General features: G+C 68.6%; 10 protein-coding genes. 2 read left to right on the forward strand and 8 right to left on the reverse strand.

Annotation, left to right across the window (positions count from 1 at the left end; all coding sequences use genetic code 11):
• Window positions 1-262, reverse strand: a 262-nt coding sequence (locus ABD329_RS43910; RefSeq protein WP_344317920.1) for an acyl-CoA dehydrogenase family protein, incomplete at its 3' end; no start/stop codon positions are given.
• Window positions 263-454: 192 nt separating this feature from the next.
• Here ABD329_RS43910 and ABD329_RS43915 point away from each other — a divergent pair.
• Entirely contained in the window at window positions 455-1,183 is a 729-nt protein-coding gene (locus ABD329_RS43915; RefSeq protein WP_198276568.1) for a TetR family transcriptional regulator, read from the forward strand.
• Window positions 1,184-1,280: 97 nt separating this feature from the next.
• Here ABD329_RS43915 and ABD329_RS43920 read toward each other — a convergent pair whose 3' ends face one another.
• The 4 genes from ABD329_RS43920 to ABD329_RS43940 all read right to left on the reverse strand — a co-directional run bounded on the left by ABD329_RS43920 (window position 1,281) and on the right by ABD329_RS43940 (window position 8,040).
• On the reverse strand, window positions 1,281-2,141 hold the full coding sequence (locus ABD329_RS43920) for a 3-hydroxybutyryl-CoA dehydrogenase (protein ID WP_198276569.1): 861 nt from the start codon (window positions 2,139-2,141) through the stop codon (window positions 1,281-1,283).
• Window positions 2,142-2,161: 20 nt separating this feature from the next.
• Window positions 2,162-5,392, reverse strand: coding sequence for a fused isobutyryl-CoA mutase/GTPase IcmF (gene icmF, locus ABD329_RS43925; protein ID WP_198276570.1), 3,231 nt, complete (start codon window positions 5,390-5,392; stop codon window positions 2,162-2,164).
• A gap of 528 nt (window positions 5,393-5,920) precedes the next feature.
• Window positions 5,921-7,210 (reverse strand): hypothetical protein, encoded by a 1,290-nt coding sequence (locus ABD329_RS43935; protein WP_309142688.1) that lies wholly within the window; start codon window positions 7,208-7,210, stop codon window positions 5,921-5,923.
• A gap of 179 nt (window positions 7,211-7,389) precedes the next feature.
• Complete coding sequence (locus ABD329_RS43940) at window positions 7,390-8,040, reverse strand: hypothetical protein (RefSeq protein ID WP_198276571.1); 651 nt, start codon at window positions 8,038-8,040, stop codon at window positions 7,390-7,392.
• 324 nt (window positions 8,041-8,364) lie between these two features.
• On the opposite strand from ABD329_RS43940, the gene ABD329_RS43945 reads away from it, so the two are divergent.
• A complete protein-coding gene (locus tag ABD329_RS43945; RefSeq protein ID WP_198276572.1) occupies window positions 8,365-10,410 on the forward strand; it encodes a hypothetical protein in 2,046 nt (681 codons plus the stop codon).
• Between the two features lie 91 nt (window positions 10,411-10,501).
• On the opposite strand, the gene ABD329_RS43950 is transcribed toward ABD329_RS43945, so the two are convergent.
• The 3 genes from ABD329_RS43950 to ABD329_RS43960 all read right to left on the reverse strand — a co-directional run bounded on the left by ABD329_RS43950 (window position 10,502) and on the right by ABD329_RS43960 (window position 14,761).
• Complete coding sequence (locus ABD329_RS43950; RefSeq protein ID WP_198276573.1) at window positions 10,502-11,149, reverse strand: MmyB family transcriptional regulator; 648 nt, start codon at window positions 11,147-11,149, stop codon at window positions 10,502-10,504.
• A 76-nt stretch (window positions 11,150-11,225) separates the two neighbouring features.
• On the reverse strand, window positions 11,226-12,359 hold the full coding sequence (locus tag ABD329_RS43955; protein ID WP_309142689.1) for a glycoside hydrolase family 53 protein: 1,134 nt from the start codon (window positions 12,357-12,359) through the stop codon (window positions 11,226-11,228).
• On the reverse strand, window positions 12,356-14,761 hold the full coding sequence (locus tag ABD329_RS43960; RefSeq protein ID WP_198276574.1) for a glycoside hydrolase family 44 protein: 2,406 nt from the start codon (window positions 14,759-14,761) through the stop codon (window positions 12,356-12,358). Before ABD329_RS43960 ends, ABD329_RS43955 begins: the two co-directional genes overlap by 4 nt.
• Window positions 14,762-14,769: the final 8 nt, after the last annotated feature.

The following is a 14,769-nucleotide window of genomic DNA, read 5'->3' on the forward strand; positions in this document are numbered from 1 at the left end:
AGGAGGCGCAGACCCGGGCGACCTCCTCGATGACGATCACGGTGGCCAGCGCGTCCGCGCCCGAGCCGCCGTAGGACTCGGGGACGTGCACCGCGTGCAGGTCGGCGGCGACCAGCGCCTTGAGGGCCTCGGCCGGGAAGCGGCTCTGTTCGTCCACCTCGGCGGCGTATGGCGCGATCTTCGCCTCGGCCAGCGACCGAATCCAGGCGCGGAGCATCTCGTGCTCCTCCGACGGCCGGTAGAGGTCGAAATCCTGATTCATGGCGGGGGGATACCTCGGTCTCTGCTCATGTCACGAGCCCGGCAGGGGCACGAAGGAGGTGAGCTTGGCTCCGGACATGATACTCAGTACCTAAATTATGCACACTGAGTTCCAATGGTCCACGGTCCAGAGACCACGGCGGCCGGGGTCGCCGACCGGGGATCGAGGAGAGGCGGTGTTATGTTCCCCGACATGAGCGAGGCACAGGGGCGCGGCCCGGGAGTCGGCGGCTCCGCGAAGCGGTCCAAGCGAGACGCCCTGATCGCCGCGGCATTCGAGCTCTTCACCACCCGTGGGTTCGAGCAGACCACGGTCGACGACATCGTCCGGCTCGCGGGTGTGGGCAGGAGTTCCTTCTTCCGGTACTTCCCCTCCAAGGAGGACGTGGTCTTCCCCGACCACGAAGGCTGTCTGGCGGAGATGACGGCCTTCCTCCAGGAGGGAAGCGGCACGGAGGACCCGGTGGCCCGGGTCTGCGATGCGGCACGCATCGTCATGCGGATGTACGCCGACGACCCCTCCTTCGCCGTACAGAGATACCGACTGACCAAGAGCGTTCCAGGGCTCCGTCATCACGAGCTGTCCGTGGTGTGGCGATACGAACGCACCCTCGCCGACTACTTGCGCCGCCGCTTCGCGCACGGACCCGACGGAACGCTGCGCGCCGATGTGATCGCCGCCTCCGTGGTGGCCGCTCACAACAACGCACTGCGCGCATGGCTCCGCTCCGGCGGGCAGGAGCATCCCTCGGCCCGCATGAACGAGGCGCTGGAGTTCGTCCGGCGCTCCTGGGGGCCGGAAGGTCAGGGCGCGGGGCCCGGCGAGGAGGACACCGACGACGTTGTCGTCCTGATCGCCAGGCGCAAGGCGCCGATGTGGCGTGTCGTCCGCGAGATCGAGTCCACTCTCGACGAGCACTGACCGCCCGCGCCGCCTCCCCACCCCGCAAGCCGTGAAACTCAGCTCCTTTTCCCTTGATACTGAGTTCCATTCGAGACCATGGCCGACTTGCCGTTCTTCAGTCACCGTAGGTGTAGAAGCCACGACCGCTCTTGCGGCCGAGGTGCCCCGCCGCGACCATGCGCCGCAGCAGGGCGGGCGGTGCGTACAGGGGTTCCTTGAGCTCCTCGTACATCGACTCGGCTATCGCGCGCGCGGTGTCGAGTCCGATGAGGTCGAGGAGGCGGAGCGGCCCCATGGGGTGGGCGCAGCCGAGTTCCATGCCCTGGTCGATGTCCTCCGGACGTGCGGAGCCCGATTCCACCATCCGGACCGCGCTCAGCAGATACGGGATCAGCAGGGCGTTGACGACGAAGCCGGAGCGGTCGGGTGCCTGGATGGCCTGCTTGCCGAGCTGTCCGGCGAAGTCGCGGGTGCGCCGTAGGGTTTCCTCGCTGGTGGTCAGGGCCGGGACCAGCTCGACCAGTCGCTGTACGGGGACGGGGTTGAAGAAGTGCATGCCGATGACCTGGCCGGGCCGCCCGGTGGTGACGGCGAGGTCGACGACGGGGATGGAAGAGGTGTTGGTGGCCAGGATCGCCGAGGGATCCTCCACCGCCTTGTCCAGGGCCTTGAAGATGTCGGTCTTGATGTCGCGGTTCTCGGCGACGGCCTCGATGACGAACTGACGGTCGGCCAGTTCGCCGAGGTCATGGGTGAAGGACAGCCCCGCGAGCGCTCGATCGCGCTGTTCCTCACCGAGTTTGCCCCGCTTGACGCCCCGGTCCAGGGAGGCGATGACGCGTCGGCGGCCTGCCGCGAGCGCGTCAGGCGTGGCTTCGGCGACGCGGACGTCGATGCCGTGGCGGGCGGCGACTTCGGCGATGCCGGAGCCCATGAGACCGCAGCCGACGACGCCGAGACGGGTGACGGGATGCATCGGAGATCCTCTCCATTCAGTCAGACGTTGCGCCGGTACTGGCCGCCGACCTCGAAGAAGGCGTCGGTGATCTGCTGTAGCGAGCAGACCCGGGCGGCGTCCATGAGGACGGCGAAGACATTGCGGTCACTCACCGCCGCGTCCTTGAGGGCGGCCAGCGCGGCATGGGCCGTCTCGTGATGGCGGGCCTGGAAATCCCGTACGCGCGCGAGCTGGGACTTCTTCTCCTCCTCGGTGGCGCGCGCCAGCTCGATGGCATCCGGCTCGGCGGTGTCCGCATGCGGGTTGCGGAAGGTGTTGACGCCGATGACCGGCAGCGTGCCGTCGTGCTTGCGCTGCTCATACAGCATCGACTCGTCCTGGATGCGGCCGCGCTGGTAGCCGGTCTCCATGGCTCCGAGCACGCCGCCGCGCTCGCTGATCCGCTCGAACTCCGCGAGTACGGCCTCCTCCACCAGGTCGGTGAGCTCGTCGATGATGAACGACCCCTGTAGGGGGTTCTCGTTCATCGCCAGCCCCCACTCCCGGTTGATGATCAGCTGGATGGCCAGGGCCCGGCGGACCGAGTCCTCGGTGGGGGTGGTGACCGCCTCGTCGTAGGCGTTGGTGTGCAGGCTGTTGCAGTTGTCGTAGATCGCGATGAGCGCCTGGAGGGTGGTGCGGATGTCGTTGAAGTCCATCTCCTGGGCGTGCAGCGAGCGGCCGGATGTCTGGACGTGGTACTTCAGCTTCTGGCTGCGCTCGTTCGCGCCGTACTTCTCCTTCATCGCCACGGCCCAGATGCGGCGGGCGACCCGGCCGAGGACGGAGTACTCGGGGTCCATGCCGTTGGAGAAGAAGAACGACAGGTTCGGGGAGAAGTCGTCGATGTGCATGCCGCGGGCGAGGTACGCCTCGACGTAGGTGAAGCCGTTGGCCAGGGTGAAGGCGAGCTGGCTGATGGGGTTCGCGCCGGCCTCGGCGATGTGGTAGCCGGAGATGGACACCGAGTAGAAGTTGCGGACCTTGTGGGCGATGAACCACTCCTGGATGTCGGCCATCATCCGCAGGCTGAACTCGGTGGAGAACAGGCAGGTGTTCTGGCCCTGGTCCTCCTTGAGGATGTCGGCCTGCACCGTGCCGCGCACGCTTCCCAGGGCGTGTGCGCGGAGTTCGGCCGCCTCCTCGGGCGACGGTTCGCGTCCCTCGGTCTCCCGGAACCGGTCGATCTGCTGGTCGACGGCGGTGTTGAGGAAGAAGGCCAGGATGGTCGGCGCGGGCCCGTTGATCGTCATGGAGACCGAGGTGGTGGGCGCGACGAGGTCGAAACCGTCGTAGAGCGCCTTCATGTCCTCCAGCGTGGCCACCGAGACGCCGGACGTGCCGACCTTGCCGTAGTTGTCGGGGCGTTCGTCGGGGTCGCGACCATAGAGGGTGACGGAGTCGAAGGCCGTGGACAGGCGGGTGGCCGGTTGGCCCTCGGAGAGCAGCTTGAAGCGCCGGTTGGTGCGGAACGGGCCGCCCTCGCCGGCGAACATCCGCGCCGGATCCTCGTTGTCGCGCTTGAAGGGGAACACCCCCGCGGTGAAGGGAAAGTGGCCGGGCAGGTTCTCCCCGCGCCAGAACCGCACCAGTTCCCCGTGGTCGGTGAAGCGGGGCAGGGCGACCCGGGGGATCTTGTTGCCGGACAGCGACTCGCGGGTCAGCTTGGTGCGGATCTCCTTGTCCCGGATCTTCACGACCTGCTCATCGCCGGAGTAGGAGGCGATGACGGCGGGCCAGTTCCCGATTTGCTCCGTGATGTCGTACGGGAGCTGCCTGCGGGCGTCCTCGAGCAGCGACCGTACGTTCCCGGCGTCGGACCCCGCCTCGACGAGCTCGGCCGTGACCGCCTCCAGACGCTGCACGCGCCGTGCCGCTTCGACCAGCCGGCCGGTCTCGGCGTGGTACCCGCGGACCGTCTCGCTGATCTCGGCGAGGTAGCGTGCCCGCTCCGCGGGAACCACCCGCCGGATGCCGGAGGAGTGCCGCACGTCGACCGGCGCCAGGGTGCCCTCGGACAGCGGCAGGCCCTTCTCGGCCAGCGCGGTCTTCAGGTACTGGTGGAGCGCGGTGACGCCGTCGTCGTTGAACGTGGCGGCCGAGGAGCCGTACACCGGCATGTCCTCGGGCCGCATGCCGAACGCCTCGCGGTTGCGGACCAGTTGACGGCCCACGTCGCGCAGCGCGTCCTTGGCGCCGCGCCGCTCGAACTTGTTGATCGCCACGACGTCGGCGAAGTCGAGCATGTCGATCTTCTCCAACTGCGAGGCGGCGCCGAACTCGGGCGTCATCACGTACATCGAGGTGTCGACGAACGGCACGATCGCCGCGTCGCCCTGGCCGATGCCCGGCGTCTCCACGATCACCAGGTCGAACCCGGCGGCCTTCACCACGTCGATCACGTCGGACAGGTGCTCGGGCAGCTCACGGCTGCCGCGGGTGGCCAGGCTCCGGAAGAACACCCGGTTGCCGTCGAGGGAGTTCATGCGGATGCGGTCGCCGAGCAGCGCCCCTCCCCCGCGGCGGCGGGTCGGGTCGACGGCGATCACCGCGATTCGCAGTTTGTCCTGCTGGTCGACGCGGAAGCGGCGCACCAGCTCGTCGGTGAGCGACGACTTGCCCGAACCGCCGGTGCCGGTGATGCCGAGCACCGGGGTGACCCGCGCCGTGGCCGCGGCGCGCACCTGCTCCAGGAAGTCCGATGGCAGCTTGCCCAGTTCGGCGCCGGTGATGGCGCGGGCGATGGCGAACCGGTCGCCCGCCAGCACGGCGGCGACATCGGCCGGTTGCCGATCCCACAGACCGAAGTCGCAGTCCTTCACCACCGAGTTGACCATCCCGGCCAGGCCCATCCGCTGCCCGTCCTCGGGAGAGAAGATGGTCACTCCGCTGTCGCGCAGCCGGTTGATCTCCTCGGGCACGATCACACCGCCCCCGCCACCCACGACACGGACGTGTTCCGCGCCCTGCGCGCGCAGCGACTCCACGAGGTACTCGAAGTACTCCACGTGACCGCCCTGGTAGGAGGAGACCGCGACACCGTGCGCGTCCTCCTCCAGCGCCGCGTCCACCACCTCCCGCACCGACCGGTTGTGACCGAGGTGGATCACCTCCGCGCCCTGGGACTGGAAGATCCGCCGCATGATGTTGATCGACGCGTCATGCCCGTCGAACAACGCCGAGGCGGTAACCAGACGGACGGGGTGCACGGGACGGTGCAGATCGCTCATGAGGGCCTTCCCAGACAGGTCAGAGGCGCCGACTGAAGAGATAGTAGGACGTCCTAGTAAATTACTGGAGGCGAGGAGGGTGTGAAGAGGAACACAGAGGCAGTGCCAGCGAGGGGCCGTACCAGGTGATCAGCCGGCCGCTGACCAGTCGGGTCGGGGCGCGGTGAATGGCCTCGGGGACTCGCGGGTCCGGTTGGACGACGTGTGCGCATCCGCGGCGTACGCCCGGACCTCCTTCGCCCGCGCCGCGGTGGCCGACCCGGTGAGCTCCGGATGCAGCAGGCCCCGGTCGCCGGCGAACGCACAACATCCCCAGGACGGAGGCACGAATACCTCCCCGGCGACCGCACGGGCCAGGACGCGTAGTGCGTCGTTGCCACCTGCGCGGGCTCGGGGAGTGGGCGGCGAGGCGACCCGCCGCCCGGGAGCTCCTCGGACCACAACGGGACCAGCTCTTCGCCTGATCTGCGTCGGCGGGTGTGGCCTCGCGCCATCCCGGCCTCCGGCCACAGGGGCTGTCGCCTCGGGTCAGGTGGGGACGCTGCCGGTGTTCACCGGCAGCTTGTCCTGCTCGCGCTGGAGGGCCCGGAAGCCGTCGTACCAGCCGAGGCTCTGGGCGGGCGTCGACGACCCGTCCTCGGGCCGAGCGGTGCGGCTCGCGTACAGGCTGTTCAGCAGCCACGGCGGCTTCTTCGGTCCGAAGTCCTTGGTCATGGCGGCCCCCTGGACCACGCCGTAGGTGGCCACGGCGAGCTTGCCGGTGGCGCGGAACTGCTTGACCTGGGTGCTCAGCCAGTGCTTGTGGCTCGCGTACCAGGGGCTCATGGCGAGCAGGTCCTGCCACTGGCGCTGCGACCACGGGTGGTCGATCGCCTGCTTGATCGCCTCCCACACCTTGGTGTCGGGGCTCATCTCGTAACGCTCGGCGAACTGGCGCGGAATCGGGTCCTTCATGTGCTGCCGCCACAGCTGCACCAGGGAGAACTCGGTGACCAGGAACTTCTGCCCGTCCCCCAGCCGCGGCACCACGAAGTCGAGGTACTGCTTGGCGTTCGCCATCGACGACACGTGGGGATGGATGTCCACCCCCTCGATCCCGTCGGTCTTCCGCGCGAACTCCATCCACCGCTCCGCGCCCTCGCCGCGCCACTCGGGCTCGTCGAGGTGGTTGAGAGCGCCCATGTAGATGCGGGTACGGCTGCTCTTACCGCTGTGTTCGGCCCGGTAGGCGAGCACATGCTCGGCGACCTTCTCGTAGAAGTCACCCAGCGGGCCGTTCCAGTCCTCCTTGCGGCTCTCGATGAACGGCTCGTTGCCGACGACGAGGATGTTCACCTTGTCCATGACGGTGTCCAGCACCTTGTCGACCTTGGCCAGGAGGTCGTCCATCCCGGAGCTGTCCGGGGCCGGGAAAGGCTTGTCGTTGTGCGGGAGCTTGAGACTGAGAATGGTGCCGTAGCCGCGCTCGGAGGCGTTGAGCAGAGTGGAGATGGCCCGGTCCTGCGTGGCACCGGTCTCCTCCTTGTCGCGGATGGCGACGAAGCCGCGCAGCCAACTGGCCTTCACACCCTCGAGCTCGGTGAAACCACAGCCGGTGGGGTCCTCATTGAAGTTGCCGCCGAGCACACCGTCCGGAGCCGACCCGCCGCCGGAGTCGTCGCTGCCGCCGTCGCCCTCGGTACCGACGGAACCGTCGCTGCCGCCTGAGCCGCTGCTGTCCCCTCCGCCATCGTTCTTCGAGCACCCGGCGGCGAGGAGGACCGCGCCCGAGGCCCCGATCAGCCAACGCCGCGACACCGCGAGATCATTCTGCTTCACGTGCTTTCCCTTTCCACGGCCCACGCCGAAGTCGTTCTGTGTGCAGGAGCGGCGTCTGGCCGAGCAGGAACCTCGTCCGGGAACCGGGACCGTTGGAGTCCGTCCAGAACAAGATGAATCGCCCGAGCGCCGGAGTCCGACCAGCCCGAGGGCGCATGGGCGATCACGCCACGCCTCAGCTACTGCCCTTGAGGCCGAAGCGTTTGGCTACCGTTACCCATGGTGAAGTCGCCGATGTACCACTTCCCGTCGATCTTGTCGGTTTTCACATTGGACGTGAAGGACTTCGGGTCGTCGCCGTTCGAGTGGGACAGCATGATCGCCCGCAGGGGCTTTCCGTCGACGCTGATCTTGGACGCTGGGACGATCGCCTCGTCGCCCTTGGGGGTGGGCGCGTCGACCTTCACCGTCGGCTTGCCGGAGGCGTTCTGTGGCGAGAACGCCCGACTCATGGAATCCAACCCGGGGCCCAGCTTCTCCGTCATCGACGCGTTGCACGTCTGGGAGGTGGCGGCCTTCGGGGTCGAGCCGCCGCCCGGCACCGCGGAGAGCAGGCACACCTGCTTCGCGTCCTTCTCGATGACCGCGCTGACCCAGGCGCCGACCGCGGAGGGCACGGTGGACTGACCGCCCTCCTGTGCGCTGGAGCCGTCCCCCGACGAGGCGTCGGAGTCGTTCGGTGTGTCGGCCGATGGAGAGGCGCTGCTGCTCTGCGAGGCGGAAGAGGACTGCGAGCCGCCCGAGCACGCCGCCATGAGCGGCGCCGCCGCCAGCAACGTGGCCGCGGCGGCCCAGCCAATGAACCTCTTACCGGACTCTGGTCGTGCCATGACTTTGCGCTCCTTACACGTGCGTGCCCTCGGCTTGTTGCCCGTCAGTCGCTACGACGGGCAACGAAGTCGAACGGTGCACGAAACGCTATAACGTTGGCTGCGCCGGAGGCCCACGCGGGGTGATCCGCCGCAGAGAACGCACAGGTCCGGTCGGGAACCGATCAGCCCAGTGTGCTCGTGGTGTTGATCGAGAACGGCGACACCCGCCGGTCCTCATCAGGCGACTGCCGGCCAGCGGCCCCTCAGGACAGGGAGCCCCGCCACCCCAGCCCCGGGGGCAGGTCCGCCCGCGTAGCAAGAGCTCGTGACTTAGGAGTAGAAGTGAATCGGCCACCGGAATCGGACAACCCCACCCTGCGCACCCGACGCAATGTTCTGACGGCTGCGGCCGGAATCGGGGCTGTGGCGGTCCTTGGTGGTTGCCGAACCTCCTCGTCCGCGTCCGCGTCAACCACCCTCCACGTCGACTTCGGCAAGTCGGCGTTCTTTCCGCTGCTCAAGTCAAAGATCGGCGTGGGGCGCGCACTCAACTCCGACAAGATCCTGGACAGTCTGCGGTACCTGGACGAAATCCGTCCGGCGGTCTACGACGCCGAACTCCGCTTTCCGGACACGGATTACGACTCGATGAAGCCGTACCCGATCGAGGTGAGCGATGGCGAGGTCCAGGTACATCGCAACTCCTTCCTCGACAAGATGCAGAGCGAGTTGCGGCGGCGTCGCATCGAGGCGATGTACCAGGTGGAAGGTGCGCCCAAGCAGTGGGAGCAGACCGAGAAGGCCCACCGTCCGCACAAGTTCCCCGTCCCGACGGACGTGAAGGCCGCCGCGGACGCGATGGGCAAGTGGGCGCGGCTCTACAACGACCATCCGGTCACCTGGTGCATGTGGAACGAGCCGAGCCACAACCTCACCGGGCGCCCTGACCTCGCCTCGATCCGGCAGATGGTCGACATCTACGACGCCTACGCCAGCGCGATGGGCCCCAAGGGGCTGTTCGGACTGGCGAGTTTCATTCCGCCCAACTCAAAACCGAAGCGGGAGTTCGGCGGCCGGAGCTACCTGGAGGTCGCCATTGACGAGCTGCGGGAACGGCGCAAGGCCAACCCCCAGCTGCCGTTCGACTACCTCACCCTGAACAACTACGGCGACGACCTCTCCGACCATGTCGATGGCGCGCGCGACGCGCTGGGCGATGACTTCAACACCGTTCCGATCATCCAGGCACAGTTCGGCGTGTTCGAACCGGGGACGTGGGAGAAGAGCGGGGGGACCACGCTGGAGGCGGCCCGCATGATGGGGGCGTTGGCGACGGCGGTGCAGATACCTGACCTTCAGACCTTCACCATCAGCGGCTGGATGTCGCACATGATCGACCTCAAGGACGGTGAGGCGCTGCGTACGGCGACGTTCCGTGCCGTGCAGTGCTACGTGCGCATGCCGGACCGTCGCGCGTCGGTACAGGGTGGGCTGCCCGACGGGGTGGGCGCCATGGCGTCCGGTGACGAATACCGCGGCTCGGTCCTGGTGTGGAACGAGTCCAACAAGCCGCAGACCATCGAGTTGGACCTGAGCGGCGTCGCGCTGTCCGACCCGGGCGACGCCGAGTTGAAGGTGTACCACATCGACGCGAAGCACGGCAGCCCACTGGAGGACAGTGGAAGCGACTTCGACCCCAGCGAGACCGAGCGCCTGCGTGGATCTTCGCGTTCGCTGTCGAAGACGGTGACGGTGGAGGGGCCCGGCCTGGTGTACCTCGAGGTCGGCAGCGCCTCGCACCACCCCGTCCTGGACCGTGACGGGCTGTCCGCCACCCTGGTCCGGAAGCACACCTACGCCGACCGTGTCGCGAGGGTGAAGGGGTCGAACGGGTCGAAGCGGTCGACCTCGGTGCGCGGCAACGCCTACGGCTGCTACGACGCCGTGCGTGCCGTCGCCTACCTGGGCGTCGAGGAGGACGAAGGCACCGCCCTGTGCGGAGCGGAGTACCGCGGCCTGCCGCCGACCCTGGAGATGGACGTCCGCGCCGAACTGCCGTCGCGGCGGCCGAAGTCCCCGGAGGCGTTGTTCGGCGTCCGGGTCGACTACGTACTCGATCAGGGCGTCGCCAAGAGTGTGCTCTGGCACGGCGACATCATGAACGAGCGCCGCACCAAGCCCCTGCCGTGGGGAAAGCGCGGCGCGACGGCGGACGAGCTGGTCCACGCCCCCCAGCTCGACCGCGCACGGTCCGACCACGCCACGTTCACCCTCGCGCTGGGCGCCCATGCTCCGTCGGGCTGGGCGGCATCCGGGGCTCGGGCCATCATCTCGTTCTGGATGGACTCCACCGGCTCCGGCTCCCAGGCCCGGTTCCTGCTCGGCTAGGCGCGACGCCGCCTTGACGAGGTGCGAAGGCCAAGGGCACTTTTCGTGTTTCTGATCGATCCCTGGACAGCCACCTCATGAACGCGTGAGGTCAGCGGGGCGGGCGGGGTGGTTCCGTAGGTGAGGTCTGCGGTGCTGTCCAACTGGCGAAAAGTTTGTGGCGGTCCTCCGAGGCGGTGCCGGGCTCGGCCGTGTAGATGATCAGGTCGTGGACGGCCCGCTGAGGCACGCCTTCGTGACGGATCCGGACGTCGTGACTGGCCCACATGGTGCGGAACTCGGAGCTCAGCGTGGACAGTTCGCCAACGAGCTCGCGCAGGGCCCGGTCGTGGTGCGCGTTGCTCGCGATGATGTCCAAACGGCCGCTGCGTACGAAGGCGGGAGCCATGGTCATGGAGTCCACCATCCATTGGACGGGGGACGGGATCTTGACGTCCTTGCGGCGGTGCGACCTGCGGCGAGTGGGGCGAGCCGCTCTGGCCAGATCGAGCAGGTAGGTGCGCTCGTCCTCGTCGAGGAGCAATGCCTGGGCGACCGCTTCCAGCACGTCCTCGGAGACACCGCTGATGTGCCCCTTCTCCAGCCGTGTGTACCACTCGGTGCTCACGCCGGCGAGGGCCGCGACCTCCTCGCGCCGCAGTCCCGGAACCCGGCGGCGTCGGCTGGTGGCCAGTCCGACCCGCTCCGGGGCGAGTTTGGCGCATCGGCTGCAGTCCCGTAGCGGCGTGTCACCCCACACCGCTGGGCCGGAACTGGACGCTGATCCGCGGTCCGGTCGCCGTGCCAGGCCAAGCTCGGTCCTGGCCCGCCCGGTGCTATGAGATCCATCTGATCGTAGGGTTCAGTCGCCCGGTCCAGTTGAAGACGGCCATGTTGTCCCAGCCGTCCCCGCTGTTGTTGATGTCGGCCGGATCCCAGCCGTTTCCCGGGACCGCGTACCAGGTGGGCTCCCAGTAGAAGACACCGATCGCACCGGCGTTGCGGGCGGTGTTCTGCACGTCGGTGAAGTTGGCGGCCTGGCCCGTCCAGGTGAGCGGATAGCCCGAGCAGCCGGAGGTGACCGAGTTGCCGGTGCTGTCGGCGTTCGCGGTGGTGAAGGGGTACGCGGTCTCGGCGATGACCACGTCCTTGCCGTACCGGGATCTCATGTCGGCGACGACGTCGTACAGGGTGGACAGCGTGCCGTGCCACATGCAGTAGTACGACAGCCCGGTGATGTCCCAGCTGACGCCCTTCGCCTTGATCCCGTCGTAGAACCAGCGCGCATGGGCGTCGCTGTCCGCGTTCGCGGTGTGGATGATCACCTTGGTGCCGCCGTTGCACGCCTTGGTGGCGTCTGTGCCCGCCTTGAGCAGGAGGCTGAGGTTGGTGAAGTCGTTGTTGACCACCTTGCCGTCGTTCCACAGCATGCCGACGTTGATCTCGTTGCCGATCTGCACGCTGTCCGGGGCTGTGCCCTGTGCCTTGAGGCTGTTGCAGACGTCGTACGTGTAGTTGTAGACGTCGGTCTGCAACGGTCCGATGCCATGGCTCGCCCAGGCCGCGGGCTTGCGCTGATGGCCCGGGTCGGCCCAGGTGTCCGAGTAGTGGAAGTCGACCAGCAGCTTGAGGCCCTTGGCCTTGACCGTCTTCGCGTAGGCCAGCACCTTGGCCTTGTTGTTGTAGCCGCTGGCGGGGTTGTTCCAGACCCGCAGGCGGACGTAGTTCACCCCGGCGCCCTTGAGGATGTCGAGCGGGTCCGCGGCGTTGCCGTTCGCGTCGTAGTACGTGGCGCCGAGGTCGAGGGCCCGCTGCGCGGTCGACACATCGGCGCCGCGCATGCTGAGCGCGTTCGCGGCGGACGCTTCGGCCGGCGCGGTGAGCAGGGCCGCGGCCAGGGCAATCACGGCGGCGAGCAGGGCAACCTCGAGCCTGCGCAGGCACCCGGGCCCGGGTCGGCACACGGTCACCGCGTCCTCCTCCGATGCGGCACCGCGGCCGCGCCGGGCGCGTGGCCGACCGGGGTCGCGATATGGGCGGCGGCCACGGTGCCGGGTGCGGTGCAGGGCTTGCCGTTCAGGGTGAAGTCACGTGGCGCGGGGTTGCCGCCGACGTAGGCGCCGTTGAAGCCGACGGTGGTGGAGCCGCCGGTGGCCAGGGTGGCGTTCCAGCCCGCGTCGTCGACGGTGACCGCGGTGGCGTTCTGGCGCCAGGTGCCGTTCCAGCCGCCTGCCACCTTCTGGTCGCCGGTGAAGGAGAAGCCGAGACGCCAGCCATTGAGGGTGGGGCCCTTGTTGGTGAGCGTGACGGTGGCCGTGAAGCCGGTGCCCCAGTCGTTGCCCACCGCGTAGCCGACCGTACAGGTGGCCGCCGGGGCCTCGGTGGTGGTCACCCTGACCGGCGCCGATGGCGGGGAGCTGCGGCCCGCGGTGTCCTTGGCCACGACGCGGAAGGTGTAGGCGGTGGCCGGGGACAGTCCCGTGACGGTGGCGCTCGTGGCGGGGGCGTCGACCGTGGCGACCGGGGCTCCCGCGGTGTCGCCGGAGTACACCTGGTAGCTCGCCACCGGGGACGATCCGGCGGTGGACGCGCCCCAGGTGAGGGTGGCCCGGTCGGAGCCGACGGCGGTGGCGGCCGGGGTGCCGGGCGCGGTGGGCGGCTTCGCCTCGGAGGATCCGGCGGGCAGGACGTACTCGGTGATGGAGTAGGCCGGGAAGGTGGTGGTGAAACCGCCGTCGGTCAGCGGCTGATCGGCCAGGTGCTCGATGGCGGTGACATCGTCCTGGCCGTAGCGGTAGACCTGCGCCGAACCGCCCGGCGCGGTACTGCCGGTCACGGACACCGGGGCGGTGAGGTCACCGGTGGTCTTGTTGACGACCATCACGGTCAGCGCCTTGTCGCCGCTGCGCTGGGCCGCGTAGACCGCGAGCTTGTCCTGGTCGGCGCTGGCGGCGTGGACCGAGGTGTCGCCGAAGGAGCCGCCGTCGCCGTCGTAGTTGCGGAACATGCGGAACGCGAAGGCGCCGGGCTCGGTGGACGTGGGCGGATCCCACAGGGTGGCGAGGTCCAGCCCCTCCCGTCCGAAGATGCCGAGCACATCGGCCTGGGCGAGGGCCCCGTTGATGTGGTCCAGCGCGCCCCAGTTGTACTCGGTGATGGCGAGCTTGGTGCCCGGATAGTTCTCGTCGACGAGGGAGCGCATGCGCGGGATGAACTGGACGGGCTGGTTGATCCAGCTCTCGTCCACGTACGTGGGGTCCCACAGCTGCCGCGTGGAGCGCAGCCGCAGGGCCTGGGTGGCCGCGTCCACGCTGCCGCCGAACACCCCGGTCTGCTGGGGGTAGATGTGCTCGTCGAAGTAGTCCAGGATGCGGCGGTCGTGCGTCTGCTCGTACGCCTTCATCTGCTGGAGGTACCAGGGGGCGAACAGCTGGCCGCCGTGGGCCGCCCGGTCGGGCGGGTTGGACCAGCAGTCGCCGCCCTTCTCGTTGCAGGTCTTCTGGTCGAGGCCGGAGTAGACCAGGGAGTTGAAGCCCCAGCCGACCGGGCCGAGGGTCTTCGCCCCGGGGTCGGCGTCCTTGATGGCGGCCGCGGTGGCGTAGGTGCTGTCGCGCATTTCGTCGTAGCCCGTGCCCTCTGGGTGGACGTCACGATGGGTGCTCCACCACAGGTCGGGTTCGTTGTCGAGGTTGTAGAAGCGCACGCCGCCGTCGTCCGCGGCGCCGTAGGCGCGGTTCAGATACTGCACCCAGCCCTTGGTGAACTCCGGACCGGCGGGGACGCTGGTCTCGGCCGGGTCATTGCCGGTGACGTTCGTACCGTCGGTCTTCACACCGTTGCCGCAGTCCGGGCGCCACTGGGCGTCGTTCGCCTTCTGGGGGCCGTACGTGGCGATGCTGAAACCGCAGGCGGCGTTGCGCGCCGCGGTCGTCCAACCGCTCATCGGTACGGTCAGCACGGTGTCGGTGCCGGTGCGGCGGTTCTGCTCGACGAACTTGTCGGCCTCCGAGCCGTTCGGCAGGTCCGCGGTGCCGTTCTCGTAGTACAGGTTCTCGAAGTACCAGTCGGCGCCCGCGTTGTACGCGTCGAGCTTGTAGTTGTAGCGGGTGGTTGCGTTGCCGCCCCACCGGCGGACCGGCAGGCGCAGTTCCTTGGCCAGTGCCTCGTCGGCGAAGTTGATCCCGTAGATGTGCGGGTCGATCGCCTTGCGGCCGGTGGTGGTGTCGACGCTGAGGGCGGGGCCTTCCGGGGCGGCGGAGGAGGCGGCGGGCCGCGCTCCCCCACCCGGTAAGGCGCTCGCCTGGTGGGAACCGGCCAGACCGGTGGCGGCCACCACCAGCACCACGGCCACCGGCGCGGCTCTCGGAGTCATGCGCCTCG

The sequence above is a fragment of the Streptomyces javensis genome, assembly GCF_039525925.1.
Taxonomy (GTDB): domain Bacteria; phylum Actinomycetota; class Actinomycetes; order Streptomycetales; family Streptomycetaceae; genus Streptomyces; species Streptomyces asiaticus.

Coding starts and splice junctions, on each gene's coding strand:
- ABD329_RS43915 (WP_198276568.1), top strand. CDS start 455: ATGAGCGAGGCACAGGGGCGCGGCCCGGGAGTCGGCGGCTCCGCGAAG.
- ABD329_RS43920 (WP_198276569.1), bottom strand. CDS start 2,141: ATGCATCCCGTCACCCGTCTCGGCGTCGTCGGCTGCGGTCTCATGGGC.
- icmF (WP_198276570.1), bottom strand. CDS start 5,392: ATGAGCGATCTGCACCGTCCCGTGCACCCCGTCCGTCTGGTTACCGCC.
- ABD329_RS43940 (WP_198276571.1), bottom strand. CDS start 8,040: ATGGCACGACCAGAGTCCGGTAAGAGGTTCATTGGCTGGGCCGCCGCG.
- ABD329_RS43960 (WP_198276574.1), bottom strand. CDS start 14,761: ATGACTCCGAGAGCCGCGCCGGTGGCCGTGGTGCTGGTGGTGGCCGCC.